15 protein-coding genes are annotated in these 23,061 nt (G+C 75.8%); 4 read left to right on the top strand and 11 right to left on the bottom strand.

What is annotated here, in order from left to right:
- Nucleotides 1–90: 90 nt before the first annotated feature.
- The 3 genes from OG715_RS32680 to OG715_RS32670 all read right to left on the bottom strand — a co-directional run bounded on the left by OG715_RS32680 (nt 91) and on the right by OG715_RS32670 (nt 3,557).
- A complete protein-coding gene (locus OG715_RS32680) occupies nt 91–1,350 on the bottom strand; it encodes a PQQ-dependent sugar dehydrogenase (RefSeq protein ID WP_266273695.1) in 1,260 nt (419 codons plus the stop codon).
- 250 nt (nt 1,351–1,600) lie between these two features.
- A complete protein-coding gene (locus tag OG715_RS32675) occupies nt 1,601–2,392 on the bottom strand; it encodes an ABC transporter ATP-binding protein (protein WP_266273696.1) in 792 nt (263 codons plus the stop codon).
- A gap of 118 nt (nt 2,393–2,510) precedes the next feature.
- Nucleotides 2,511–3,557 carry an ABC transporter substrate-binding protein gene (locus tag OG715_RS32670; RefSeq protein ID WP_266273697.1) on the bottom strand — a complete coding sequence of 349 codons (1,047 nt, stop codon included), beginning with the start codon at nt 3,555–3,557 and terminating at the stop codon, nt 2,511–2,513.
- A gap of 164 nt (nt 3,558–3,721) precedes the next feature.
- Between OG715_RS32670 and fhuB the strand changes: the two genes are divergently transcribed.
- Both fhuB and fes read left to right on the top strand, forming a co-directional pair.
- Nucleotides 3,722–5,893, top strand: a complete 2,172-nt coding sequence (fhuB, locus tag OG715_RS32665) for a Fe(3+)-hydroxamate ABC transporter permease FhuB (protein WP_266273698.1) — start codon at nt 3,722–3,724, stop codon at nt 5,891–5,893.
- A 19-nt stretch (nt 5,894–5,912) separates the two neighbouring features.
- Nucleotides 5,913–7,139, top strand: a complete 1,227-nt coding sequence (gene fes, locus OG715_RS32660) for an enterochelin esterase (RefSeq protein WP_266273699.1) — start codon at nt 5,913–5,915, stop codon at nt 7,137–7,139.
- 61 nt (nt 7,140–7,200) lie between these two features.
- On the opposite strand, the gene OG715_RS32655 is transcribed toward fes, so the two are convergent.
- Nucleotides 7,201–7,698 carry a beta-class carbonic anhydrase gene (locus OG715_RS32655; protein WP_030391822.1) on the bottom strand — a complete coding sequence of 166 codons (498 nt, stop codon included), beginning with the start codon at nt 7,696–7,698 and terminating at the stop codon, nt 7,201–7,203.
- A 489-nt stretch (nt 7,699–8,187) separates the two neighbouring features.
- Between OG715_RS32655 and OG715_RS32650 the strand changes: the two genes are divergently transcribed.
- A complete protein-coding gene (locus tag OG715_RS32650; protein ID WP_266273700.1) occupies nt 8,188–9,171 on the top strand; it encodes a GNAT family N-acetyltransferase in 984 nt (327 codons plus the stop codon).
- 136 nt (nt 9,172–9,307) lie between these two features.
- Here the strand turns inward: OG715_RS32650 and OG715_RS32645 are convergent, their stop codons facing one another.
- The 3 genes from OG715_RS32645 to OG715_RS32635 are packed head-to-tail and all read right to left on the bottom strand — an operon-like array spanning nt 9,308 to nt 18,217.
- Nucleotides 9,308–10,765 carry a DHA2 family efflux MFS transporter permease subunit gene (locus OG715_RS32645; RefSeq protein ID WP_266273701.1) on the bottom strand — a complete coding sequence of 486 codons (1,458 nt, stop codon included), beginning with the start codon at nt 10,763–10,765 and terminating at the stop codon, nt 9,308–9,310.
- The gene (locus tag OG715_RS32640) at nt 10,762–10,959 is read right to left on the bottom strand and encodes an MbtH family protein (RefSeq protein WP_266273702.1); all 198 of its coding nucleotides are present in this window, start codon (nt 10,957–10,959) and stop codon (nt 10,762–10,764) included. Before OG715_RS32640 ends, OG715_RS32645 begins: the two co-directional genes overlap by 4 nt.
- A 55-nt stretch (nt 10,960–11,014) precedes the next feature.
- Nucleotides 11,015–18,217: an amino acid adenylation domain-containing protein gene (locus tag OG715_RS32635; protein ID WP_266273703.1), complete on the bottom strand. Its 7,203-nt coding sequence runs from the start codon at nt 18,215–18,217 to the stop codon at nt 11,015–11,017.
- A gap of 128 nt (nt 18,218–18,345) precedes the next feature.
- On the opposite strand from OG715_RS32635, the gene OG715_RS32630 reads away from it, so the two are divergent.
- Nucleotides 18,346–19,530 carry an amidohydrolase gene (locus OG715_RS32630; protein ID WP_266273704.1) on the top strand — a complete coding sequence of 395 codons (1,185 nt, stop codon included), beginning with the start codon at nt 18,346–18,348 and terminating at the stop codon, nt 19,528–19,530.
- A gap of 79 nt (nt 19,531–19,609) precedes the next feature.
- On the opposite strand, the gene OG715_RS32625 is transcribed toward OG715_RS32630, so the two are convergent.
- From OG715_RS32625 to OG715_RS32610, 4 genes are all read right to left on the bottom strand, one after another.
- A complete protein-coding gene (locus tag OG715_RS32625) occupies nt 19,610–20,377 on the bottom strand; it encodes an AMP-binding protein (RefSeq protein ID WP_266273705.1) in 768 nt (255 codons plus the stop codon).
- Between the two features lie 17 nt (nt 20,378–20,394).
- A complete protein-coding gene (locus OG715_RS32620; protein WP_030391815.1) occupies nt 20,395–20,619 on the bottom strand; it encodes a phosphopantetheine-binding protein in 225 nt (74 codons plus the stop codon).
- 5 nt (nt 20,620–20,624) lie between these two features.
- Complete coding sequence (locus OG715_RS32615; RefSeq protein ID WP_266273706.1) at nt 20,625–21,257, bottom strand: isochorismatase family protein; 633 nt, start codon at nt 21,255–21,257, stop codon at nt 20,625–20,627.
- Nucleotides 21,258–21,319: 62 nt separating this feature from the next.
- Nucleotides 21,320–23,008, bottom strand: a complete 1,689-nt coding sequence (locus tag OG715_RS32610; protein ID WP_266274631.1) for a (2,3-dihydroxybenzoyl)adenylate synthase — start codon at nt 23,006–23,008, stop codon at nt 21,320–21,322.
- Between the last annotated feature and the right edge of the window lie 53 nt (nt 23,009–23,061).

Genomic DNA, 23,061 nt, shown 5'->3' with positions numbered 1-23,061 from the left:
AGGGAGGGGTACTGAACGGTAGGAAAGCGGTGGATCCCCGGTCGAACCGCGTTCAAACCGCTCGAACGGGTGGCCGAACGCGACCCGCCGCTACCCGGCGCTGACGTCCAGTCGCAGGATCCGGTCGTCGCCCGGCCGCGGCGAGCCCCGGCCGTCGGTGTTGTCGGTGACGAGGAGCAGGCCGCCGTCCCCGTCGGCCGCGACGGTGCGCAGCCGGCCGTAGTCGCCGCGGAGGAACTCCTGCGGGGCACCGGCCGCCCGGCCGCCGTCCACCGGGACCCGCCAGAGCCGGGTGCCGCGCAGCGCGGCCACCCAGACGGCGCCGTCGGCGAAGGCGATGCCGCTCGGCGAGGCGTCGGCGGTGTGCCACTGGGCGACCGGGTCGGTGAACCCCTCCCGCCCGGCGGTGCCCTCGACGGTGGGCCAGCCGTAGTTGCCGCCGGGGGTGATCAGGTTCAGCTCGTCCCAGGTGTCCTGGCCGAACTCCGAGGCCCAGAGCCGCCCCTGCGGGTCCCAGGCCAGCCCCTGGACGTTGCGGTGGCCGAGCGACCAGACCGGCGAGCCGGGGAACGGGTTGCCGGGCGCGGGGGTGCCGTCCCGGGTGAGGCGGAGGATCTTGCCGCCGAGGGAGTCGCGGTCCTGGGCGAGCGAGCGGTCGTCGGCGTCGCCGGTGCCGGCGTAGAGGAAGCCGTCCTGGCCGAACGCGATCCGCCCGCCGTTGTGCCGGGGTCCGTGCGGGATGCCGCTCAACAGCACAGTGGGAGAGCCGAGTTGGGAACCGGCCGGCCGGGAGGGGTCGAGGTCGAACCGGACGATCCGGTTGTCCGAGCCGGTGGAGAAGTACGCGTACACCTGGTGGTCGGTGGCGAAGTCGGGCGACAGGGCGAGGCCGAGCAGGCCGCCCTCTCCGCCCTGGGTGACACCCGGGACGGTACCGGCCACCGCCTTGCCGCCGCCCTTCGCCGGGACGCGCAGGATCCGGGCACTGTCGCGCTCGGAGACCAGCAGGTCGCCACCGGGCAGGACGGCCAGGCCCCAGGGGGACTTGAGGCCGTCGGTGACGGTGCCCCGAACGGCCACCGAGGCGACGGCGGGGGCGGAGGAAGAGGACGGAACAGAGGACGGAGAAGAGGTGCCGGGCACCTCGGTCGACGCGGAGGCCGTCGGAACAGGGGACGTCGACGCGGAGGCCGACGGCGCGGAGTCCACCGGGGTGGGCACAGTGGTCGTGGCCCCCGCCCCCGAGGACGACCCGCCGGCCCGGTCGGGACCGGCGGCCGAGGAACAGCCCGCAGCGGCGGCCGAGCCGAGGGCGATGGCGACGAGCAGGGCGGCGGTACGACGGGGCATCGGTGACCCTCCCGGAGGCGGCGCGGGCGACGGCGGCGGCACGGACGTCCGGCGGACGCCCGTCCAGCAGACCACACCGGGCCCGACGGCCGCCCGGCAACCCGCCGCGCCCGACGCCCCCGCCCGGCAACCCGTCGCACCTGACGCACCCGACGCACCCGACGCACCCACCCGGCAACCCGTCGCGCCCGCCTGGGCAACCCGCCGCGCCCGCCGGTCCGCCCGGGTGAGCCGCCGACAGACGGCCCGGTCAGGCCGCCTTCCGGCCCCCCGCCCGCGGGACGATCACCGGCGCGCCGTCCCCGGGGGCCGCGAGCACATCGCTGTCGACGTCGTACAGCGCCCGCACCAGCGGCGCGTCCACCACCTCGCGCGGCGGGCCGCAGGCGATCATCTCGCCGCCGCGCATCGCCACCACCAGGTCGGCGTAGCGGGCGGCCGCCGCGAGGTCGTGCAGCACCATGACGACGGTGCGCCCGCCCGCCGCGACCTCGCGCACCAGCTCCAGCACCTCGACGGCGTGGCCGAGGTCGAGGGCGCTGGTCGGCTCGTCGAGCAGGACCACGGGCGCGTCCTGGGCCAGCACCATGGCGAGCCAGCAGCGCTGCCGCTGCCCGCCGGAGAGCCGGTCGAGCCGCCGGTCGGCGAACTCCTCGACGCCGGTGGCCCGCAGGGCCTCGGCGGTGAGCCGCTCGTCGTCGGCGGACCACTGCCGGAACAGGCCCTGGTGCGGGTGGCGGCCGTAGCGGACCAGCCCGGCCACGGTGACCGCCTCCGGCGCCTGCGGGCTCTGCGGCAGCAGCGCGACCCGGTGGGCGGCCTGCCGGGGGCGCAGCTTCCAGATGTCCTCGCCGCCGACCAGCACCCGGCCGGAGTCGGGCCGGTGCAGCCGGGCGATCGAGCGCAGCAGGGTGGACTTGCCGCAGCCGTTCGGGCCGACGACGGCCACCACCTGCCCACCGGGCACGGTGAGATCGACGCCACCGAGCACCGGGCGTCCGGGGCCGTAGCCGGCCGTGAGGCCCTCGACCGTCAACTCCATGGCGGATTCCTCGGTTTCGCAAAGGTGGCAGGGGTGGCAAAGGTGGCGGGGCAGCGGGACGGTGGAGAAATGGCGCAACGGCGGGCGCCCGGTGAGGAGGGCGCCCGCCGTCGGCCGGTCACTTGGCGGCGAGCGCCTTGCCGATGTCGCCGATCACGACGTCCGCGGCGAGCGGGCCGCCGCGGGTCGACCAGACCGAACCGTCCACGGTCACGGTGTGGCTGTTCTTCACGGCACCGAGCTCCTGGTAGGCGGGCTTGGACTGGACGTCCTTCAGCGCGGCCTTGCCGTCGTCGGTGAGGGTCGACAGGAACAGCCAGTCGCCGTCGATCTCGTTGATCTTCTCCAGGCTCAGCGCCGGGGTGTGCGCGTTGCCGTCCTTGTCCTGGGCCTTCGGGCGGGTCAGGCCCATGTCGAGGGCGACGCCGCTGGCGAACTGCTTCTTCTCCATCCAGCTGGGACCGGTCGGGTTCCAGCGGACGATGGAGACGGCCGCGCCCTTGTTGGCGCCCAGCTCGCCGCCGGCCTTGACGGCCTTGGCGTCGTAGTCGGCGATGACCTTGTTGGCCTGCTCCAGCTTGTTGAGGGCGTTGCCGATGCCGCGGAAGGAGAGCTTCCAGTCGTCGGTCGGCGCCATCGTGACCAGGGTGGCGGGGGTGATCTCGCGCAGCTGCTTGAGGACCTGCTGGTCCTGCATGTCGCCGGCCAGGATGAGGTCGGGCTTGGCGGCGATCACCTTGTCCATGACGGGCTGGAGCAGGTTGCCGACCACCGGGATGCCCTGGACCTTGTCCTTCAGGTACGCCGGCGGCTCGTTGAGGCCCTGGCCGTTGGTGATGCCGGCCGGCTTGAGGCCGAGGGCGAGCACCGCGTCGAGGTCCTCCTGGGTGAGGGTGACGATGCGCTTGGGCTCGGCGGGGATCTCGACGGCCGTGCCGGTGGCGTCCTTGACGGTCCGCTTGTCGCCGGCGGCCGGGCTGCCCGCGGCGGCGGTCGTCGCGGCGGCCGAGGTGCTGGCGGCGGACGGGGAGCCCTTGTCCGACGCCTTGTCGGAGGAGCCCGACGAGCCGCAGCCGACGAGCAGGAGCGTGGCAGCCCCGGTGGCGGCCACCGCCTGGACCGCGCGACGGCGGGCGAGGTGCAGCGAGCTCTGGGGGGTCGACATGAATGCCTCCGGGCAAGGGTGTTACGTACGGGCGGTACGGACGACGGTGCGGACTGCGGCGGTGCAGCGGTGGTGCGGTAGTACGAACCAGGACGATCCGGACGGATGCCACCCCGGCTCGGACACCTGTCCGACCGCGCTGACCATTAGGTTAGCCTTACCTTATGACATTGTCGCAAGTGGGTGCCGTCGAAGCGGCCGGCGCGGACCCCTCCGCCCCCGCACCGCCGACGGCCGACCGGTCCCGCCGCACCGCCTGGATCACCCTCGGCGGCATCCTCGCCGCACTGCTCGCGCTGACGGCGCTCTCGCTGTCCGTCGGCGCCGGCGAGGTCGGCCCCGGCCGCGTGCTGGACTACCTGCTCGACACCGGCGGCGCCCGCGCCGACAGTCACCTCGCCCTGGTCGTCGGCGACCTGCGCCTCCCCCGCACCCTGACCGCCCTGCTGGTCGGCGGCGCGCTCGGCGTGGCCGGCGCCCAACTCCAGGCCGTCACCCGCAATCCGCTCGCCGAGACCGGCCTGCTCGGCGTCAACGCCGGTGCCTCGCTCGGCGTCGTCCTCGGCATCGCCGTGCTCGGCGTCCAGACCTCCTACGGCTACCTCGCCTTCGCCTTCGGCGGCGCCGTCCTGGCCAGCGGACTCGTGCTCGCGATCGCCGGCAGCCGGGGCGGCGGCTCCCCGATGCGGCTCGTCCTCGGCGGCTCCGCCGTCGGCGCCACCTTCGGCGGCCTCACCGGCGTACTGATCGTCAACTCCCCGGAGGCGTACGACCGCTACCGGGTCTGGGTGCTCGGCTCGCTGTCCGGCGTGGAGGGCTGGACCACGCTGAGCCAGCTCGCCCCGGTGCTCGGCGTCGGCTTCGTGGTGGCCCTGCTCACCACCCGGCCGCTGTCCGCGCTCGCGCTCGGCGACGACCTCGCCCGCGGCCTCGGCCACCGCCCCGGCGCCACCCGCGCCGCCGTCGCGCTGGCCGTCACCCTGCTCACCGCCTCCGCCGTCGCCCTGGCCGGACCGATCTCCTTCCTCGGCCTGCTCGCCGGCTTCCTGGCACGGGCCGCGGCCGGCCCCCGCGTCGGCCGGCTCACCCTGCTCGCCGGGCTCGTCGGCGCCGCCGTGCTGACCGCGGCGGACGTGCTCGCCCGGGTGGTCGCCCGCCCCTTCGAGGCCCCGGTCTCGGTGATCGTCGCGCTGATCGGCGCGCCCACCCTGATCGCCATCGTGCGGTCCCGGAAGACCGCCGCGCTCGGCCTGACCGACACCGCCCCCGCCGAGTCCTCCGGCCGGAGCGGCCACCCGGAGGAGAAGCCGCCCAGGCCGGACGTGGTGGTCCGGCGCGGCGCGCTGTCCGTCCTGCTGCCGCGGCGCTCGGCGCTGGCCGCGCTCGGCCTCGCCGCCGCGCTGCTCGCCGCCGTGGTGGTCTCCGCGCACGCCGGTCAGAGCGAACTCGACCTCGGCTCCACCTTCCGGGCCGTCTTCGGCTACGGCGACCGCCTCGACGTCCTGCTGGTGCAGAAGTTCCGGCTCGGCCGGATCGTCGCCGGGCTGGCCGCCGGCGCCGCGCTCGGCCTGGCGGGCTGCCTCACCCAGACGCTGGCCCGCAACCGGCTCGCCACCCCCGAACTGCTCGGCGTCAACGACGGCGCCACCGCCGCCGTGCTGATCTCCGTCACCGCCACCGGCGCGTTCGGCGCCTGGTGGGCCGGACCGATCGGCGCGCTGGTCGCCGTCGCCGTGGTCACCGCCGTCTCCGGCGGCCTCGGCGCCCGCGGCTACCGGGTGCTCGTGGTCGGCCTCGCCATGTCGTCGCTCGCCTCCGCGATCATCCAGGTCGCGATGGCCCGGCGCTCGCTCAGTTCCGCCTCCTCGCTGTACGTCTGGACCTCCGGCAGCCTCAACGGCCGGGACTACGAGGTCGCCACCCCGGTGCTGATCGGCCTCGCCGTCCTGGTCCCGGTCGCGCTGGTGGTGGCCCGCCGACTCGCGGTGCTGCGCTTCGACGACAATGTGGCCTCCTCGCTCGGCGTCGACCCCGGCCGGGTCCGGCTCACCTGCCTGCTGCTGGCCGTGGCACTCGCCGGACTCGCCGTCGGGATCTGCGGACCGGTCGGATTCGTCGCACTGGCCGCACCGGTCGTCGCCGGCCGGCTGGCCGGGCCGTCCCGCGTCCCGGTACTCGGCTCGGCCCTGGTCGGCGCGGTGCTGATCGTGCTCGCCGACACCCTCGGCCGGGTACTGATCTCCGGTGTCGAGATCCCGGTCGGCATCGTCACCACCGTGCTCGGCGGCCCGTTCCTGCTCTGGGTGCTGCTGGGCCGCAAGGGCAACCCCGCCTGATCATCGAGGAGTTCTCGCAGTGCAGAACGAACAGCCCCGCCCGGCAACGGCGAACGAGCAGCCCGGCACCGCGGCACAGAACGAACAGCCCGGCACCGACGACGCGTTCTGGGCCCGGGTGGCCGCCGAGGGCGCCCCGCTGGTCGACCCCGACCCCGAGGACCCGGCCTACCGGCAGGTGACCTTCGTCCTGCGGGACGAGCCGGGCGAGCAGCCGTACGACGGCGTGCTCGCCCTCGTCCACACCGTCACCGACAAGGACCGGCACGCCGGCGACCTCACCCCGCACCTGATGGAGCGCCGGGGCGGCGGCTGGTCGCGCACCTACCGGCTGCGCGCCGACCACCGGGCGTCCTACCAGTTGTACCCGGTGCGCGGAGCCGCCCCCGGCACCCGGCGGGCCGACTGGCTGAAGGTCCTGGACGACGCCCGCCCCGACCCGCTCGACCGGGGCCCGCGACTGCCCGGCCGCGACGGGCGCCACCCCTCCTCGGTGCTCGCCCTGCCCGAGGCGCTCGCCCAGCCGTACGCCGAGCGCCGCCCGGAGGTGCCGCGCGGGCGCACCGTGCGCGCCGAGGCGGCCGGGCGGACGATCGACGTCCACCTGCCCGCCGGGCACCGCGCGGACGGCGGCCCCTACCCGGTGCTGGTCCTGCTGGACGGCGACGTGTGGGGCGGGCAGTTGTCCGTCGGCGACACCCTGGACAACCTGACGGCCGAGGGGCTGATCCCGCCGACCGTCGCGCTGCTCGTCCACACCCCGCCCCGGACCAGGCCGGACGACCTCAGCTGCAACCCGGACTTCGTCGACCTGCTGGCCGACCGGGTGCTGCCCTGGGCCGGCGCCGAGTACCGGGCCACCGCCGACCCGGCCCGCACGGTGATCGCCGGCCAGAGCGCGGGCGGCCTGACCGCCGCCTTCGCCGCCTTCCACCGGCCGGCCCGGTTCGGCAACGCGCTCTCCCAGTCCGGTTCCTTCTGGTGGCCGGACCCCACCGAGCACAACGACGGCAGCGAGTGGCTCACCCGTCGGTTCGCCGCCGCCGAACGGCGCGACGCCCGCTTCTGGGTGGAGGCCGGTCTCCAGGAGTGGCTGCTGCTCCCCCAGAACCGCAATCTGCGCGACGTGCTGCTCGACCGGGGCTACGACCTCGCCTACCGCGAGTTCAACGGCGGGCACGACTACGCCTGCTGGCGCGGGGGCCTCGCCGACGGCCTGATCCACCTGCTGGGGCAGCACGGCTGAAACCCCTCCCCGGCCCGCCAGGGGTGGTGGGTGCGGCCACCGCACCCACCACCCCTGACGCTCAGAGCTCGACCTCCGCGAGGGCCCCGGTCGCGACGTCGAACACGAAGCCGCGCACGGACCGGGTGTGCGGGATGAAGGGGCTGGTCCGGATCCGCGCGGCCGACTGCCGGACGTCGGTCTCCAGGTCCGAGAAGGCCTCCGCCGCCCACGGCGGCTTGACCCCGGTCTCCTTCCGGATGTCCTCGCGGAAGGCGTCGTCGCCGAAGGTGAGCATCCCGCAGTCGGTGTGGTGGACGAGGATGATCTCCTCGGTCCCGAGCAGCCGCTGGCTGATCGCCAGTGAACGGATGGCGTCGTCCGTGGCGACGCCGCCGGCGTTGCGGATCACGTGCGAGTCGCCCTCGTTGAGGCCGAGCGCGCCGTAGACGTTCAGCCTGGCGTCCATGCAGGCCAGGACGGCCGTGCGACGGGCCGGCGGGAGCGGCAGCGGACCCTCGAAGGCCGCGGCGTAGTCGGAGTTGTTGCGCAGGTAGTGGTCGGTGGCGGTGTCGGTCATGGCGGAGGGTGGTCCCTTCGGTGCGGTCGGATCGTGGTCGTCCGGGCACACGGGGACGCCTGGCGGTGTGCAGGGGTCGGCCGGTGCGCCCGGGACGGCGCCGCGCGGGCGCGGACCGGCCCGCCCGGAGGCGGCGGACCGTGCGCGGCGGCGGAGAACGACGGCCGTCCGGCGCGGCGCCGTCCTGCCGGGCGGCGCGGCCCGACGGGCCGGGGATCGATCGATCGATCAGAAGGTGACCGGACAGCCGGTGGAGTGGATGCGGCCGAAGTCGATGTGACGACGGCGGACGAGCACGGTCATGCGGGCACCGTACCGCCCGCCGTACCCGCCTGCCGGGGAATCCGGCATTCTCCACCCCGTCGGGTGACGGTACCCGGGAGTCCGGGACGGGCGGCCGCCCGGTAGGCAAGGGAAACCCCGGCGGGAGGCCGCGAAGGCCAGTACCGTGTCACATGTGACGCATTCCATTCTGTCCGGCGGCCGCCGGTGATCCGCGCTTTCCGGCCCGACACCGACTACCCCGCGCTGGCGGAGCTGCTCTCCGCCGACGGGGCCGGGCCGCCCGTCACGGCCGCCGAACTGCGCGGCCGGGACGCGGCGTTGCCCGACGCGGACCGGCTGACCACCGACCTGCACGGGCGGCTCACCGGGCACGGCCGGGTCCGGCTGGTCCAGCCCGGGCCCACCGGGGACCTGCTCGGGTACGCCACCGCCTGGCGGGCGCCCTGGACGCCGCCCGGGGACCTCGCCTCGCTCGTCGTCAGCGCGCCGGGCCGCGCCCCGGCCTGGCTGCTGCCGCTCTACGACGGGCTGGAGCGCTGGGGCCGCGAGGCCGGAGCCGGCCGGCTGCTCGGCGAACTCCCGGACGGGCACGACGGGTCGGCGACCGCGGGGCGGGACCCCACCGCCGAGCTGACCGGGCTGCTGCTCGGCCGCGGCTACCGGGTGGACGCCCATGTCCGGTCGGCGTGCGCCCCCTTGGGCCCACACCTGCCCGCCCCGCAGCCGCCGCCCGGGCTGTACCTGGACACCCTCGCCACCACCCTCGCGCCCGAGCCCGAGCGGCAGCTCCACCACCTCTACCGCGAGACCCTCCGCGACAACCCCGGATTCGCCGACACCCTGCCGGAGTTCGACGACTGGCGGGCCGAGGCCCTGGCCGGTCCCGGCGGCCGCCCCGACTGGGTGTTCACCGCCGAGTGCTCCGGGCGGATCGTCGGCGCCACCGTCGTGCACGGGACGGCCGACCCGCTGGCCTGCCGCGTCCACTACACGGCGGTGCTGCGGGCCTGGCGCGGGCGCGGGCTCGCCCGGGCGCTCAAGCTGCAGGCGGCGCGGTACCTGCTCGGGCACGGTGTGCGGACGGCGCACACCGAGGTCGAGGCCGGCAATGTGCCGATGGTCGCGGTGAACGCCGCCCTCGGGTACCGGTGGGGCAGCGGGCACCGGCGGCTCGTCAAGGAGCTCTGAGATCCAGGCCGCACACGGCCGCGAACGACCGCGAACGACCGCGAACGGAACGAACGGCACGAACGGCACGACGGCCGGAAACGGCCGCAGGACGGCACCCCGACCGGGGTGCCGTCCTGCGAGTGCCACGAGGTGCTCAGTCCATCGGCGGCGGACCCGGGGCCTCCTTCGGCAGCCGGGCCGCGACCAGGGCGCCGAGCGCGACCGCGCCCGCCGTGGCCAGCAGCGCGACCCGGTAGGGCCCGGGTTCGGCGCTGTGCGTGCCGTCCTCGGCCAGCGCGCCGATCAGCGCCGCGGCGCCGGCGATGCCGAACGCGCCGCCGAGCGTGCGGACGATGGTGAACAGACCCATCGCCCGGCCCATCGCGGGCCCCGGCACGTCCGCGAAGCCCGCGATCTGCACCGTCAGCACGGCGGTGCCCAGGATCAGGCCGACGCCGAACATCAGCGCCCGGACGGCCCAGGCGTTCTCACCGACGCCCGGCAGGGCGAGGGCCGCCAGCACCAGCGCCGCGAGCAGCAGGGCCGGCAGCGCGAGCCGGCGCGGGCCGAGCCTCGGCAGCAGCCGGCCGACGACCTGGGAGGCGGCCATCAGGCCGATCGCCTCCGGGAACACGCTCAGGCCCGCGTCCAGCGCCGAGGCGCCGAGCGCCGCCTGGTAGAGCAGCGGGAAGGCGAACAGCGCGCCCATCAGTCCGGCGGCGGTCAGCAGGGCCAGCCAGCTCGCCGCGCCGAAGGTCCGGTCGACCAGCAGCCGCAGGTCCACCAGCGGCTCCTCGGCCCGCAGCTGGTGCCGGACGGCGAGGACGAGCAGCACCGCGCCGAGGACCCCGGAGAGGCCGACCGCCGGGGAGGTCCAGCCGTGCGCGGGGCCGAAGCCGAGCGCGTAGGTGAGCAGGCCCAGGCCGGGGGTGGCGAGCAGGAAGCCGGTGGTGTCGAAGCGCCCGGCCGGCGGCTCCTCCTGGTCGCGCAGGGCGAACACGCCGGTCAGGACGGCCGCCACGCCGATCGGCACATTGACCAGGAACAGCCAGTGCCAGGAGAGGTGCTCGGTCAGGAAGCCGCCGAGCGGCGGGCCGAGCGCGGGCATCAGGGCCGTCGGCACGATCAGCACCTTGCCGAGGCCGGCCCGCTCGTGCGGTTCGAAGGCCCGGAACAGCAGCGTCATGCCGACCGGGGTGAGCAGGCCGCCGGCCACGCCCTGGGCGGCCCGGGCGGCGGTGAGCGCGCCGAGGCCGGGGGCGGCCGCGCACAGGGCGCTGGCCAGGGTGAACACCGCGAGCGAGCCGAGGAAGACCCGGCGGACCCCGAACCGGTCGCCGAGCCAGCCGGCCGCCGGGAGGCCGACGGCGAGGCCGACCAGGAAGGCGGTCTCCACCGCGTTGGCGGCGGAGACCGGGCGGCCGAAGTCACCGGCGATGGTGAACAGGGCCGGGTTGACGATCGTCGAGTCCAGGCCGTTCATGCACATCGCGGCCGTGTACACGAGCACCACGGCGAGGCGCCCCGCGAACAGCGGGCGGGCCGGGGCGCCGCCCCCGGCCCCGGCGGGGTTGCCGGGGGCGGGGGCGGGCTTGGCGTCCGTGTCGGTCATCGGGCCGGGCTCAGCTCGGTCCAGTGGGCGGTGATCCAGTCCAGCACCGCGGCGCGCTCGCCCGGCCCGTGGGCGACGGTCCAGCCGGCCGGGACGGCGGCGAAGGCCGGCCAGAGCGAGTGCTGGCCCTCGTCGTTGACGAGCGCGAGGAACTCGCCGTCACCGTCGAAGGGGTTGGCGGGGGCGTCACTCATGGGGTGGGTTCTCCTGTGTGTTCGGAGCGGGTTGCGGGTGCGGACGGGGCCGGGTTCAGCGGCCGGAGTCGAGGGCGGTGAGGTGCTCGGCGACGACGCCCGCGATGTGCGCGATCGGCTCCGGCAGCGTCATGTCCTTGTGCGAGCAGGCGACATCGGTGTTGTCGATCCGCCCGGCCACGTACGGGGTCCACAGCTCGGGCACCAGGGTGTCGTCGATGGTGTCGACGACGGCGCGGAAGAACAGCACGTCGCCGGTGAGGCGGCGGTGGTCGTACTCGCGCACCAGGTGGTTGATGTGCAGGTAGATCCGGTTCAGCGCCTCGACGGTGGCGTCGTCGAGACCGGCCAGCGGGCTGCCCTCGCGGCGCAGCACCTCGGTGACGTGGGCGAGTTCCAGCGGCCGGCCGTCGAGGTCCTCGGGGCCGAAGCCGCCCATGGTGAGCAGCGCCTCCAGGGCCTCGGCCTGGTCGGGCACCGGCAGGTCGCGGAAGCCCTCGGCCGGGTAGGCGTCGAGTACGGCGAGCAGTTCGACGACGCAGCCGAGCTCCTCCAGCCGGGCGGCCATGGCGTGGGCGATGATGCCGCCGGTGGACCAGCCGAGCAGCCGGTAGGGGCCCTCGGGCTGGACCTCGCGGAGCCGGTCGACGTAGTGCGCGGCGAGGTCCTCCATGGTGGCGGGCAGCGGCTCGTCGGCGGTGGCGGCGCCGACGCCCTGCGCCTGGAGGCCGTAGATCGGCACGTCCGCCGGGATGTTGCGGATCAGTCCGGTGTAGCACCAGCTGAGGCCGCCGGCCGGGTGGACGGCGAAGAGCGGGTTGCGGCGGCCGGGGGCGGTGGGCCGCAGCGGCAGCAGGACGTCGAGCGCGTCGGCGCCGGGGGCGTCCGCGGACAGCGCGGTGTCGAGCGCGGCGACGGTCGGCGCCTGGAACAGGGTGCCGATGCCGACCTCCAGGCCGAGCACGGCCCGGATCCGCCCGGCGAGCCGGACGACCAGCAGGGAGTGGCCGCCGAGTGCGAAGAAGTCGTCCTCGACGCCGACCGCCGGTACTCCCAGGACCTCGGCGAACAGTTCGCAGAGCTGCTGCTCGCGCGGGTTGCGCGGCGGGCGGCCGGCCCCGGCGGCGGGGGCGTCGGGGGCGGGCAGGGCGCGCCGGTCGAGCTTGCCGTTGGCGGTGAGCGGCAGCCGGTCGAGCAGGACGACGGCGGACGGCACCATGTGGACGGGCAGGTCGGCGGCGGTGCGGGTGCGCAGTTCCTCGCCGGTGACCAGGTCGGCGCCGGGGGCGAGGACGGCGTAGCCGACCAGCCGCTTGTCGCCGGGCACGTCCTCGCGGACGATCACGGCGGCGTCGGCGACCGCCGGGTGGGCGGCCAGGACGGCCTCGATCTCGCCGAGTTCGATCCGGAAGCCGCGGATCTTCACCTGCTGGTCGGCCCGGCCGAAGTACTCCAGAACACCGTCGGCCCGGCGGCGGGCGAGGTCGCCGGAGCGGTACATCCGGGTGCCGCGCTCGCCGAAGAGTTCGGCGTACGGGTCGGCGACGAAGCGTTCGGAGCTGAGCGCCGGGCGGCCGAGGTAGCCCCGGGCGAGGCCGGCGCCGGCCACGTACATCTCGCCGGTGACGCCGGGCGGGACGGGCTGGAGGTACTGGTCGAGGACGTAGATCCGCAGGTCGGGGATGTTGACGCCGATGGTGCTGCTGCTGCCGGCGGCGGCGCTCGCCCGGTCCAGGGCGATGTAGGAGACGTGCACGGTGGTCTCGGTGATGCCGTACATGTTGACCAGGGTGGGCGCGTCGTCGGCGTGCCGCTCGTACCAGTCGTCGAGGCGGCCGAGTTCGAGCGCCTCGCCGCCGAACACCACGTAGCGCAGGGCGAGTTCGGTGCCGGGCCGCTCCCGGTCGGCGGCGCTGAGCTGGTAGAAGGCGGACGGCGTCTGGTTGAGGACGGTCACCCGCTCGCGGGCGAGCAGGTCGAGGAAGGCCGCCGGGTCGCGGCTGACCAGGTGCGGGACGACGACGAGCCGCCCGCCGCGGAGCAGGGCGCCCCAGAGCTCCCAGACCGAGAAGTCGAAGGCGTAGGAGTGGAACAGCGTCCACACGTCCTCGGCGCCGAAGCCGAACCAGTGGTCGGTGGCGGAGAACAGCCGGACCACGTTGTGGTGGGTGACCGGGACGCCCTTGGGGCGGCCGGTGGAGCCGGAGGTGTAGATGACGTAGGCGGTGTCCTCGGCGGTCAGCGGCCGGGTGCGCTCGTGCTGGGCCAGCGGGACGGCCGGGTGGGCGTCCGCCTCGCCGCCGTCGACCAGGAGCTGCGGCACCTGGTGCTCGGGCATCCGGGGCGCGGTGGCGGTGTCGGTGAGCAGCGCGGCGGGCGCGGCGTCGGCGAGCATGTAGGCGAGCCGGTCGGCCGGGTACTCGGGGTCGAGCGGCAGGTAGGCGGCGCCGGACTTGGCGACCGCGAGCAGGCCGGTGACCAGGTCGAGGGAGCGCGGCAGGGCGAGGGCGACGATGGTGCCGGGCCCGATGCCGCGGGCGGCCAGCAGCCGGGCCAGCCGGTCGGCGCGGGCGCCGAGTTCGGCGTAGCCGAGGCTCTCGCCGTCGCAGCTGACGGCGGTGGCCCCCGGATTCGCGAGGGCGGCGGCCTCGAACAGCTCGGGCAGGGTGGCGCCGGGCACCGAGCGGACGGGGGTGCCGTTCCACTCGACCAGGGCGCGGTGGTGCTCCTCGGCGCCGATCAGCGGGAGCCGGCCGATCGTGGTGTCGGGCGCGGTGGCGGCGGCGGTGAGCAGCCGGGCCAGGCGCTCGGCGAGGGCGCGCACGGTGGCCTCGTCGAAGAGGTCGGTGCGGTACTCCAGGAAGCCGGCTATGCCGCCCTCGCGCAGTTCGCCCGCGTTGAGGGTGAGGTCGAACTTGGCGGTGCCGGAGGGGATCGCGGCGACGGTGGCGGTGAGGCCGCCGCCGAGCGCGAAGGCCCGGTCGGGGACGGACTGCCAGGCCAGCATGACCTGGAACAGCGGGTGCCGGGCCAGCGAGCGGCGCGGGTTGAGCTCCTCGACCAGGCGGTCGAAGGGCAGGTCGGCGTGGTCGTGGGCGCCGAGGACGGCGGTGCGGGTGCGGCCGAGCAGGTCGCGGAAGGTCGGGTCGCCGGACGTGTCGGTGCGCAGGACCACGGAGTTGACGAAGTAGCCGACCAGGGCGGCGGTCTCGTCGGAGTCGCGGCCGGCGACGGGGGTGCCGACGGGGATGTCGGTGCCGCAGCCGTGCCGGGTGAGCAGGGCGGCCAGACCGGCCTGGACGGCGGTGAAGACGCTGGTGCCGGTGGTGCGGGCGAGCGCGGCCAGCGCCGCGTGGGCGTCGGCGTCGAGGCGGAACGGCACGGTGGCGCCCCGGTGGGCGGCGACGGCGGGGCGGGGGCGGTCGGTGGGCAGGTCGAGCTGGTCGGGCAGGCCGGCCAGGGTCTTGCGCCAGTGGTCGAGCTGGCGGACGGCGAGGGCACTGGGTGCCTCGCCGGTGCCGAGGAGCTTCGCCTGCCAGTCCACGTGGTCGGCGAACTGGACGGTCAGCGGCGTCAGTTCGGGGGCGCGCCCGGCGAGGCGGGCGGTGTGGGCGGCGGCCAGGTCGCGGGCCAGCGGGGTGGTGGAGGCGCCGTCGCCGGCGATGTGGTGGAGCAGCAGCAGGAGGGTGTGGGTGCCGTCCTGGTGGGCGAACAGGCTGGCCCGCAGCGGCGGTTCGGCGCCGAGGTCGAAGGCGTACCGGACGGCGTCGGTGATCTCGCCGGTGCCGGTGTGGAGTTCGACCGGGGCGGGCGGCAGGATCCGCTGGTAGGGCTCGCCGTCGGCGGACTCGCCGTAGACGGTGCGCAGGGTCTCGTGCCGGGCGACGAGGTCGCCGACGGCGAGCGCGAGGGCGTCGCGGTCCAGCGGGCCGGTGAGGGTGAGGGCGAGCGGGATGTTGTAGGTGGGGCTGGGGCCCTCCAGCCGGTAGTGGAACCACAGGCCGCGCTGGGCCGGGGAGAGCGGGAGCCGCTCGGCGCGCTCGACCGGGACCAGGGCGGGGCGGGGTTCGGGGGCGGAGCGCTCGCGCAGCAGGGCGGCGAGGGCGGCCGGGGTGGGGTGGCGGAAGACGTCGGCGAAGCCGACGGCCACGCCGAGGGCCTCGCGCAGCCGGGCGGCGAGGCGGCCGGCCAGCAGCGAGTGGCCGCCGAGGTCGAAGAACCCGGCGTCGCGGGAGAGCGGTCCGGCCTGGTCGAGGAGGTCGGCGAACAGCCCGCAGATGTTCTCCTCCTGCGGGGTGGCGGGCGCGGCGCCGGCCTCGGCGGCGTCGGACTCGGGCTCGGGCAGGGCGCGGTGGTCGAGCTTGTCGTTGCCGGTGCGCGGCAGGTCGTCGAGCACGAGCACGGCGGCGGGCACCATGTGCTCGGGCAGCCGGGCGGCGAGGCCGGAGCGCAGGGCGGCCGGGTCGAGCAGGGCGCCGGCGGCGGGCACGGCGTAGCCGAGCAGCCGCTTGCCGTTGGGGCCGGGGCGGGCGATCACCACGGCCCGGTCGACGCCGGGGAGTTCGCCGAGCACGGCGGCGATCTCGCCGGGTTCGATCCGGAAGCCGCGGATCTTCACCTGGTCGTCGGCGCGGCCGAGGAACTCCAGGGTGCCGTCGGACCGGCGGCGGGCGAGGTCGCCGGTGCGGTACATCCGGCTGCCGGGCGGGCCGAAGGGGTCGGCGAGGAAGCGTTCGGCGGTGAGGTCGGGGCGGCCGAGGTAGCCGAGTGCGAGGCAGGCGCCGGCCACGTAGAGCTCGCCGGCGGCGCCGTCGGGGGCGGGGCGCAGCGAGCCGTCGAGCACGTAGGCGCGCGAGCCGCGGACGACCTTGCCGACCGGGGCGCCGTCCGGACCGGGGGTCCAGGTGTAGGCGTCGACGGTGGTCTCGGTGGGGCCGTAGAGGTTGACGGGGCGCAGGCCGTCGACGGCGGTGAGGCGGCGCCAGAGCGGCTCGGGGGTGGCCTCGCCGCCGACCGCGACCACGGCGGGGCGGTGGGCGTCCTCGGCGAGCAGGCCCTCGGCGATCAGCACGTCCAGGTAGGACGGGGTGACGTCGAGGTAGTCGATCCGCTCGTCGCGGACGTGGCCGACGAGGGCGGCCGGGTCGCGGTAGGTCTCGTCGTCGAGCAGGTGGAGCTCGTGGCCGTGGAGCATCCACAGCACCGGGTCCCAGGAGGCGTCGAAGGCGAAGGAGGCGCTGTGGGCGATCCGCAGCCGCTGGCGGCCGGTGCGGGCGAGGGCGGGGGTGATGTGGTCCTCGTCGTGGCCGGCGGCGAGGTTGGCGAGCGAGGCGTGGGTGACGACGACGCCCTTGGGGCGGCCGGTGGAGCCGGAGGTGTGCAGCAGGTAGGCGGTGTGCGCCGGGTCGGGGGCGGGCAGCGGTCCGGCGGGCAGGGCGGCGAGTTCGGCGCGGACGGCGGGGTCGTCGAGGGCGACGGCGGGGCGGTCGGCGGCGCCGGGCAGCGCGGCGAGGGCCTCGGCGGTGCCGACGGCGCACACCGGGCGGGTGTCGTCGAGGATGTCGGCGGTCCGCTGCCGGGGGTGGGTGAGGTCCAGGGAGAGGCAGGCGCCGCCGGCCTTGAGCACGGCGAACATCGCGACCAGGGTGTCGGCGCCGCGCGGCATGGCGAGGGCGACGGGGGTGTCGGCGCGGACGCCGAGGTCGGTGAGGCGGTGCGCGAGGCGGCTGCTGGCGGCGTCCAGTTCGGCGAAGGTGAGGGTGGTGGCGCCGCAACGCAGGGCGACCGCGTCGGGGGTGCGGGCGGCCTGGCCGGCGAGCAGTTCGGGCACGGTGCGGGTGGCGGGCGGCTCGGTGCGGCCGGCGGTGGCGCGGCGCAGCGCGTCCTGGTCGAGCAGGTCGATCCGGGCGATCGGGGTGTGCGGGGCGTCGAGCAGCAGGCCGGCGAGGCCGTCGAGGTAGCGCAGCAGGCCGTCGCGGTGGGCGGCGAGGGCGTCGGCGCCGTACTGGTCGGGGTGGGCCTCCAGGCCGATCCGCAGGGCGCCGTCGGGGCCGGGCGAGACGGCGAGGGCGAGGTCGTCGACGGGGCCGGCGGCGAGGTTGCGGACGGTGCCGGGCAGGCCCGCGAGGTCGAGGTCGCGCTCGAAGGCCTTGATGTTGACCATCGGTCCGAACAGGGCGCGGCGGGTGCCGGTGAGCCCGAGGTCGCGGCGCAGGTCCTCCAGCGGGTAGCGCTGGTGGCGGCGGACGTCGCGGACCTCCAGGACGACCCGGCGCAGCAGTTCGGCGGCGGTGTCGCGGGGGTGGACGGCGAGGCGCAGCGGCAGCACGTTGGCGGTGGCGACGGGGGTGCGCAGGGCGGCGGGGCCGCGGCGGTTGGCGAGCGGCAGGCCGAGCACGACGTCCTCGGTGCCGGCGAGGCGGTGCAGGTAGCCGGCGGTGGCGGCGATGACGAGTTCGGCCCAGGTGGCGCGGGCGGCCTTGGCGGCGGCCTCCAGCCGGGGCAGGGTGCCGGCGGGGAGGGAGGTGGCCAGGCGGGGCAGTCCGGCGGGGCCGGCGGGGGTGCCGCCGGGGAGGGTGGCGGGGGCGTCGGCGCCGGCCAGGCGGTCGCGCCAGAAGGCGCGGTCGGCGGCGTGCTCCGGGCCTGCGCGGTAGGCGGCCTCCTCGGCGGCGACCTCGGCGGGGGTGGCGAAGGTGCGGTCGGTGGGGCGGGTGCCGGTGGTGAGCGAGGTGTAGAGCTCGGCGACCCGGCCGGTGAGCAGGGTGAGCGCGTAGGCGTCGACGGCGAGGTGGTGGACGCGCTGGTACCACCAGTGGCGGTCCTCGGCGAGGCGGACCAGGGCCTGGGTGAAGAGCGGGCCCTCGGCGAGGTCGACGGGGCGGGCCAGGTCGGCGCGCATCCAGGTCCCGGCGGCGGCCTCCGGGTCGGCCTCGGCGCGCAGGTCGAGGTGGTGCAGGGTCCAGGGGCGGCCGGGGGCGAGGCGCTGACGGGGCGCCGGGTCGGCGTCCTCCGCACCCGTGTTCTCCGTGACGACGACGGCGGAGAGCGCGTCGGCCTCGTCGACGGTGCGGCGCAGGGCGCTCTCGAACAGCCCGGCGTCGAGCGGGCCGGTGATCTCGACGGCGTCGCCGGTGTTGTAGACCGGGCTTTCGGGGTCGAGCGCCTGGGCGTACCAGATCGCCGCCTGGGTGGCGAGCAGCGGTACGTCGGTTGCGGCGGGGACGGCGACGGGGTCGGACGCGGCCTGGTGGCGACGCATGGTTCTGAAAGCTCCTCGGGTCCGGCGAACGGCACGCCAATTGCCTGGTTAGGTTAGCCTAAGCTATCTGCATATTGTCTGGTCAACAGCCTGCCGATGGGCAGGCCCTGACAGCCCCGGAGGCGCCGATGTCCCCCTTGAACGCGAGCGTGCCCGCGCCCGGTCCGGCGGTCGCCGCCGGACCGGCCGACCCCACGTCGAAGCAGGCCGTGCGCGAGCGCGTCCTCGCCCACCGGGACGAGCTGCTGGCGCTCAGCCGCCGCATCCACGCCCACCCGGAGGTCGCGTTCGAGGAACACCGGGCCGCCGAGTGGTGCGCCGAACTGCTGCGCGAGCACGGCTACTCCGTCGAACCCGGCACCGCCGGCCTGCCCACCGCGTTCAGCGCGAGCACCGGCAGCGGACCGGTCACCGTCGCGATCGTCTGCGAGTACGACGCCCTGCCCGGCCTCGGCCACGCCTGCGGCCACAACCTCATCGCCGCCGCCGGCCTCGGCGCCGCGCTCGGCCTCGCCCCCCACGCCGACCGGCTCGGACTCACCGTCCGGGTGATCGGCGCACCGGCCGAGGAGCGCGGCGCCGGGAAGGCGCTGCTGCTGGACGGGGGCGCGTTCGACGGCGTGGACGCCGCGATGATGGTCCACCCCTGTCCGGTGGAGGTCGCCGACTTCCACTCCTTCGCGCTCGGCACCCTGTCCGTCCGCTACACCGGCCGCGCCGCCCACCCCAGCCTCAACCCGCACGAGGGACGCAACGCCGCCGACGCCCTCACCGTCGCCCAGGTCGCGCTCGGCCTGCTGCGGCAGCAACTGCCGCCGCAGTGGCGGGTGCACGGCATCACCACGGCCGCCGGCACGGCGCCCAACCTCATCCCCGACAGCGCCACCGCCGAGTACGAGATCCGGACCTCCGCCGCCGAGGACCTCGCGGCGCTGCGCGAGCGGGTCGAGGACTGCTTCCGGGCCGGCGCGCTGGCCACCGGGTGCGAGGTCGAGCTGACCCGGCCGGAGCCGGACTACCTCGACTTCCGCAGCGACACCGGACTGCTCGCGCTGTGGCGGGCCAACGCGGCGGCGGCGGGCCGCCCGGAGCCGGTCGAGAGCGGGCCGTTCGCCTGCACCGACATGGGCAACGTCTCGCACGCCGTCCCCTCCATCCACCCGGTCCTGGACATCACCGGCGGCTCCTGCGGCCCGCACGAGGCCGCGTTCGTCGAGGCCGCCGTCTCGCCGCAGGCGGACCGGGCGATCCTGGAGGGCGCGGTCGCGCTGGCCTGGACCGCTGCCGACTTCGCGGCGGCGCCGCGCGGGTGACGCGGGCGACGCACGGATGACGGCGGCGGACAGCGGCCGACGGGCTCGGAAGTCCGTCGGCCGCTGTCCGTCGGGTCCGTCAGCCGCGCTCCGGGACCAGGTGCACCGGCCCCGGCTCGGGCACCAGCTCTCCGAGCACCGAGGGCGCCGCGCGCAGCGCGGTCACCCCGGCCGCCCGGACGAGGTCCCCGACCTCGCCCGGCAGGTCCGGATCGGCCAGCACCAGCGCCGCCCCGGTCCGCAGCGGCCACAGGAACTCCCACAGCGGCAGGCCGAGTTGCAGCACCCGGTCGCCCGGGCCGAGCCCGTAGACGGACTGCAGCTCGCGCACCCGGCGGTCCACCTCGGCATGGGTGGTCCACACCCCGGCCGGACGCCCGCCCGGCCCGTAGGCCCGGCACAGCGGGTGCTGCGGGGTGAGCGCCCGGGGCGGGTCGGTGGCCGCCCGCCCGGCCAGCTCGGCGGGGCTCGGCCGCTCGGCGTCCGGCACCCCCTCTCCCAGCACGCACACCGGCGCCGCGTCGGCCAGCAGCCAGGACAGCCGCCCGGGGGCGTCGTCCGGGTCCAGCGCCAGGTACGCCGCACCCGACTTGGCCACCGCCAGCAGCGCCGGAACCAGGTCGGCCGGGCGGGTCAGTGCGAGGCCGACGACCGTGCCGGGGCGGGCGCCCCGCTCCGCCAGGCAGCGGGCCATCCGGTTGGCCGAGGCGTTCAGCTCGCCGTAGCTCACCGGCGCCGCGCCGGCCGGCAGCAGGGCCGGGGCGTGCGGCGTCCGCGCCGCCCGGGCCTCGATCGGACCGACCACCGTGGTGGCCGGCCACCGCTCCGTCCGCGACGGCTTCGCCACCGCCGTGCCGGACTCCATCAGGACGCGCCCAGCAGCTCGGCCCAGGCCTCGACGGCCGGACGCTCGGCCAGCTGGAGGAAGGCCACCTCGGCGCCCTCGGCCCGCCAGCGCTCGGCCAGCGCCATCAGGCGCACCGAGTCCAGGCCCCAGTCGGCCAGGTTCTCGTCCAGCGGGATGTCCGCCGGGTCCTCGCCGAGCAGGTCGGCGACCTCGGCCCGGATTCGCTCCACGGTGAAGGCCATGGCTGTCACTTCCCTTCCACGACGGAGTCGGTACCGGTGACGACGCCGCAGCGGCCGGCCACCCAGGTGAGCGCGGCACGGTGCTCGTCCGCGCCGAAGTCGGCGACCGCGTCGGCCACCACGAAGGCCCGGATGTCCCGCATCCAGGCGTCGCAGGCGGTCGCCTGCACGCCGATGTGCGCGTACACGCCGGTGATCACCAGCTCGTCGCGGCCCTGCTCGCGCAGCAGCTCGTCCAGGTCGGTCCGGACGAAGGCGCTGTACTTCCACTTGGTGAGCAGCCGGTCGCCCTCGGCCGGGGCGACCTCGTCGACGATCGCCGCCGCCTGCGGGTCGTCCGGGATCCCCGGGCCCCAGAAGTCCTGCTGCAGGCCGCGCTGCTCGGCGCTCTGGCCGCCCGGCTGGGCCGAGTAGACGACGGGCACGCCGTGCTCGGCGGCCCAGGCGCGCAGCCGGTTGATGTTGGCGAACAGCTCGGTGACCGGCTCGGCCGAGGTGTCGAAGGCGCGCATGAAGTGGTTCTGCAGGTCGTGCACCAGCAGCACGGCGCGGGACGGGTCGACCGTCCAGTCGACCCGGTTGGCCGGCAGCTCGGCGGCGGCGGGCATCGGATAGGAGGGGATGCGGGGCAGGCCCACGGCGTGCGTCCTTAACGTTCGGGAGACTGTGAAGTCGGGAGGCGAGGCTCGGGAGTCGAGGCTCAGGAGGAGGTGAGGGAGGCGGCGATGGCGGCGCGCAGGTCCTTCTTGCTGACCTTGCCGATACCGGTGGCGGGGAAGGCGTCGACGAACTCGACCCGGTCCGGCACCTTGAAGTCGGCCAGGCCGCGCTGCCGCACGAAGCGCTTCAGCTCCACGGACTTCGGCGGCTGCGCGCGGTGCTCCTCGCGCAGGACGACGTAGGCGCAGGTGCGCTCGCCGAGGTACGGGTCGGGCATCGAGACCACCGCCGCGTCGTGCACGGCCGGGTGGGCCAGCAGGTGGTTCTCGATCTCCTCTGCGGCGACCTTCTCGCCGCCCCGGTTGATCTGGTCCTTGGCCCGGCCCTCGACCACCAGGTGGCCGGTGGCGGTGCGGCGGACCAGGTCACCGGTGCGGTAGAAGCCGTCCGCGGTGAAGGAGGCGGCGTTGTGCTCGGGCGCGTTCCAGTAGCCGCGGATGGTGTACGGGCCGCGGGTGAGCAGGTGGCCGGTGGTGCCGTCGGGCAGGTCGCGGTCCTCGTCGTCGACCACCCGCACCTCGTCGTCCGGGGAGATCGGCCGGCCCTGGGTGGTGACGACCACCTCCTCCGGGTCGTCCAGCCGGGTGTAGTTGACCAGGCCCTCGGCCATCCCGAACACCTGCTGGAGGGTGCAGCCCAGCACCGGGCGCACCCGCCGGGCCGCCTCCTCGCTGAACTTGGCGCCGCCGACGAGCAGCACCTCCAGGGTCTCCAGACCGGCACTGCCCCCGGCCTCGCGGATCCGCTCGGCGGAGTCCAGCCAGAGCAGGGCCAGCGGCGGCACCAGGCCGGTGATGGTCACGCCCTCGCGCCCGATCAGCGGGAACGCCGTCTCCGGGCTCGGCTGCGGGCAGAGCACCACCCGGCCGCCCGCGTACAGCGTGCCGAGCGAACCCGGCGAGCTGAGCGGGAAGTTGTGCGCGGCGGGCAGCACCACGAGGTAGACGCTGTTCTCGTCCTGGCCGCAGAGCTCGACCGAGCCGCGCAGCGAGTAGATGTAGTCGTCGTGGGTGCGCGGGATGAGCTTGGGCACCCCGGTGCTGCCCCCGGACAGCTGGAGGAAGGCAACGTCGCCGGGCTGCGGCTCGTCACCGGGCGCGCCGGCCGCATCGGCCGGGTCGACCGGGACCTCGGCCAGCGGAGTGTGCTCCCCGGCGTCCCCGCCCACCACCAGGACGTGCCGCAGCGAGGGCGTCTCCGCCTTCACCCTGCTCGCCAGGTCGCGGTGGTCGAAGCCGCCCTCGACGGCCGGGACCACATAGCCGACCGCGCCGGTGAAGGAGCAGAAGTAGGAGATCTCGGTGTACCGGTGGGCGGGCAGCGCGAAGACCGGCAGCGCGCCGACCCGGAACAGCCCGAAGACCAGCTCGAAGAACTCGGCGGTGTTGGGGAGCTGGACCACGACGCGGTCGCCCCGGCGGATGCCCCGGGCGCGCAGTCCGGCGGCCATCCGGTCGGCCCGCAGGTCGAGTTCGGCGTACGTCCAGCGTCGGGTGGGGTCCTCGCCGGTGCCGCCGGCCGGGTCGACGATCGCGATCCGGTCGGGGTGGGCGGCCGCGCGCTCGCGCAGCACCGAGCCGAAGGTCTCGCCGCGCCAGTGGCCGTCGGCCCGGTAGCGCGCGGCGAACTCGTCCGGGTACGGGGCGAATCCGGCCAGCACCTCGGCCATCGGGTGGTGCGGATCGGTCACGGCGGAGGCTCCCGGGGCGGTCGGGTCGGTCA

Origin of the sequence: Kitasatospora purpeofusca, assembly GCF_036010405.1 — a bacterium.
Classification (GTDB): Bacteria; Actinomycetota; Actinomycetes; order Streptomycetales; family Streptomycetaceae; genus Kitasatospora; species Kitasatospora purpeofusca.
The sequence above is the reverse complement of the archived record's forward strand: the minus strand, read 5'-3'. Positions and strand labels throughout refer to the sequence as shown.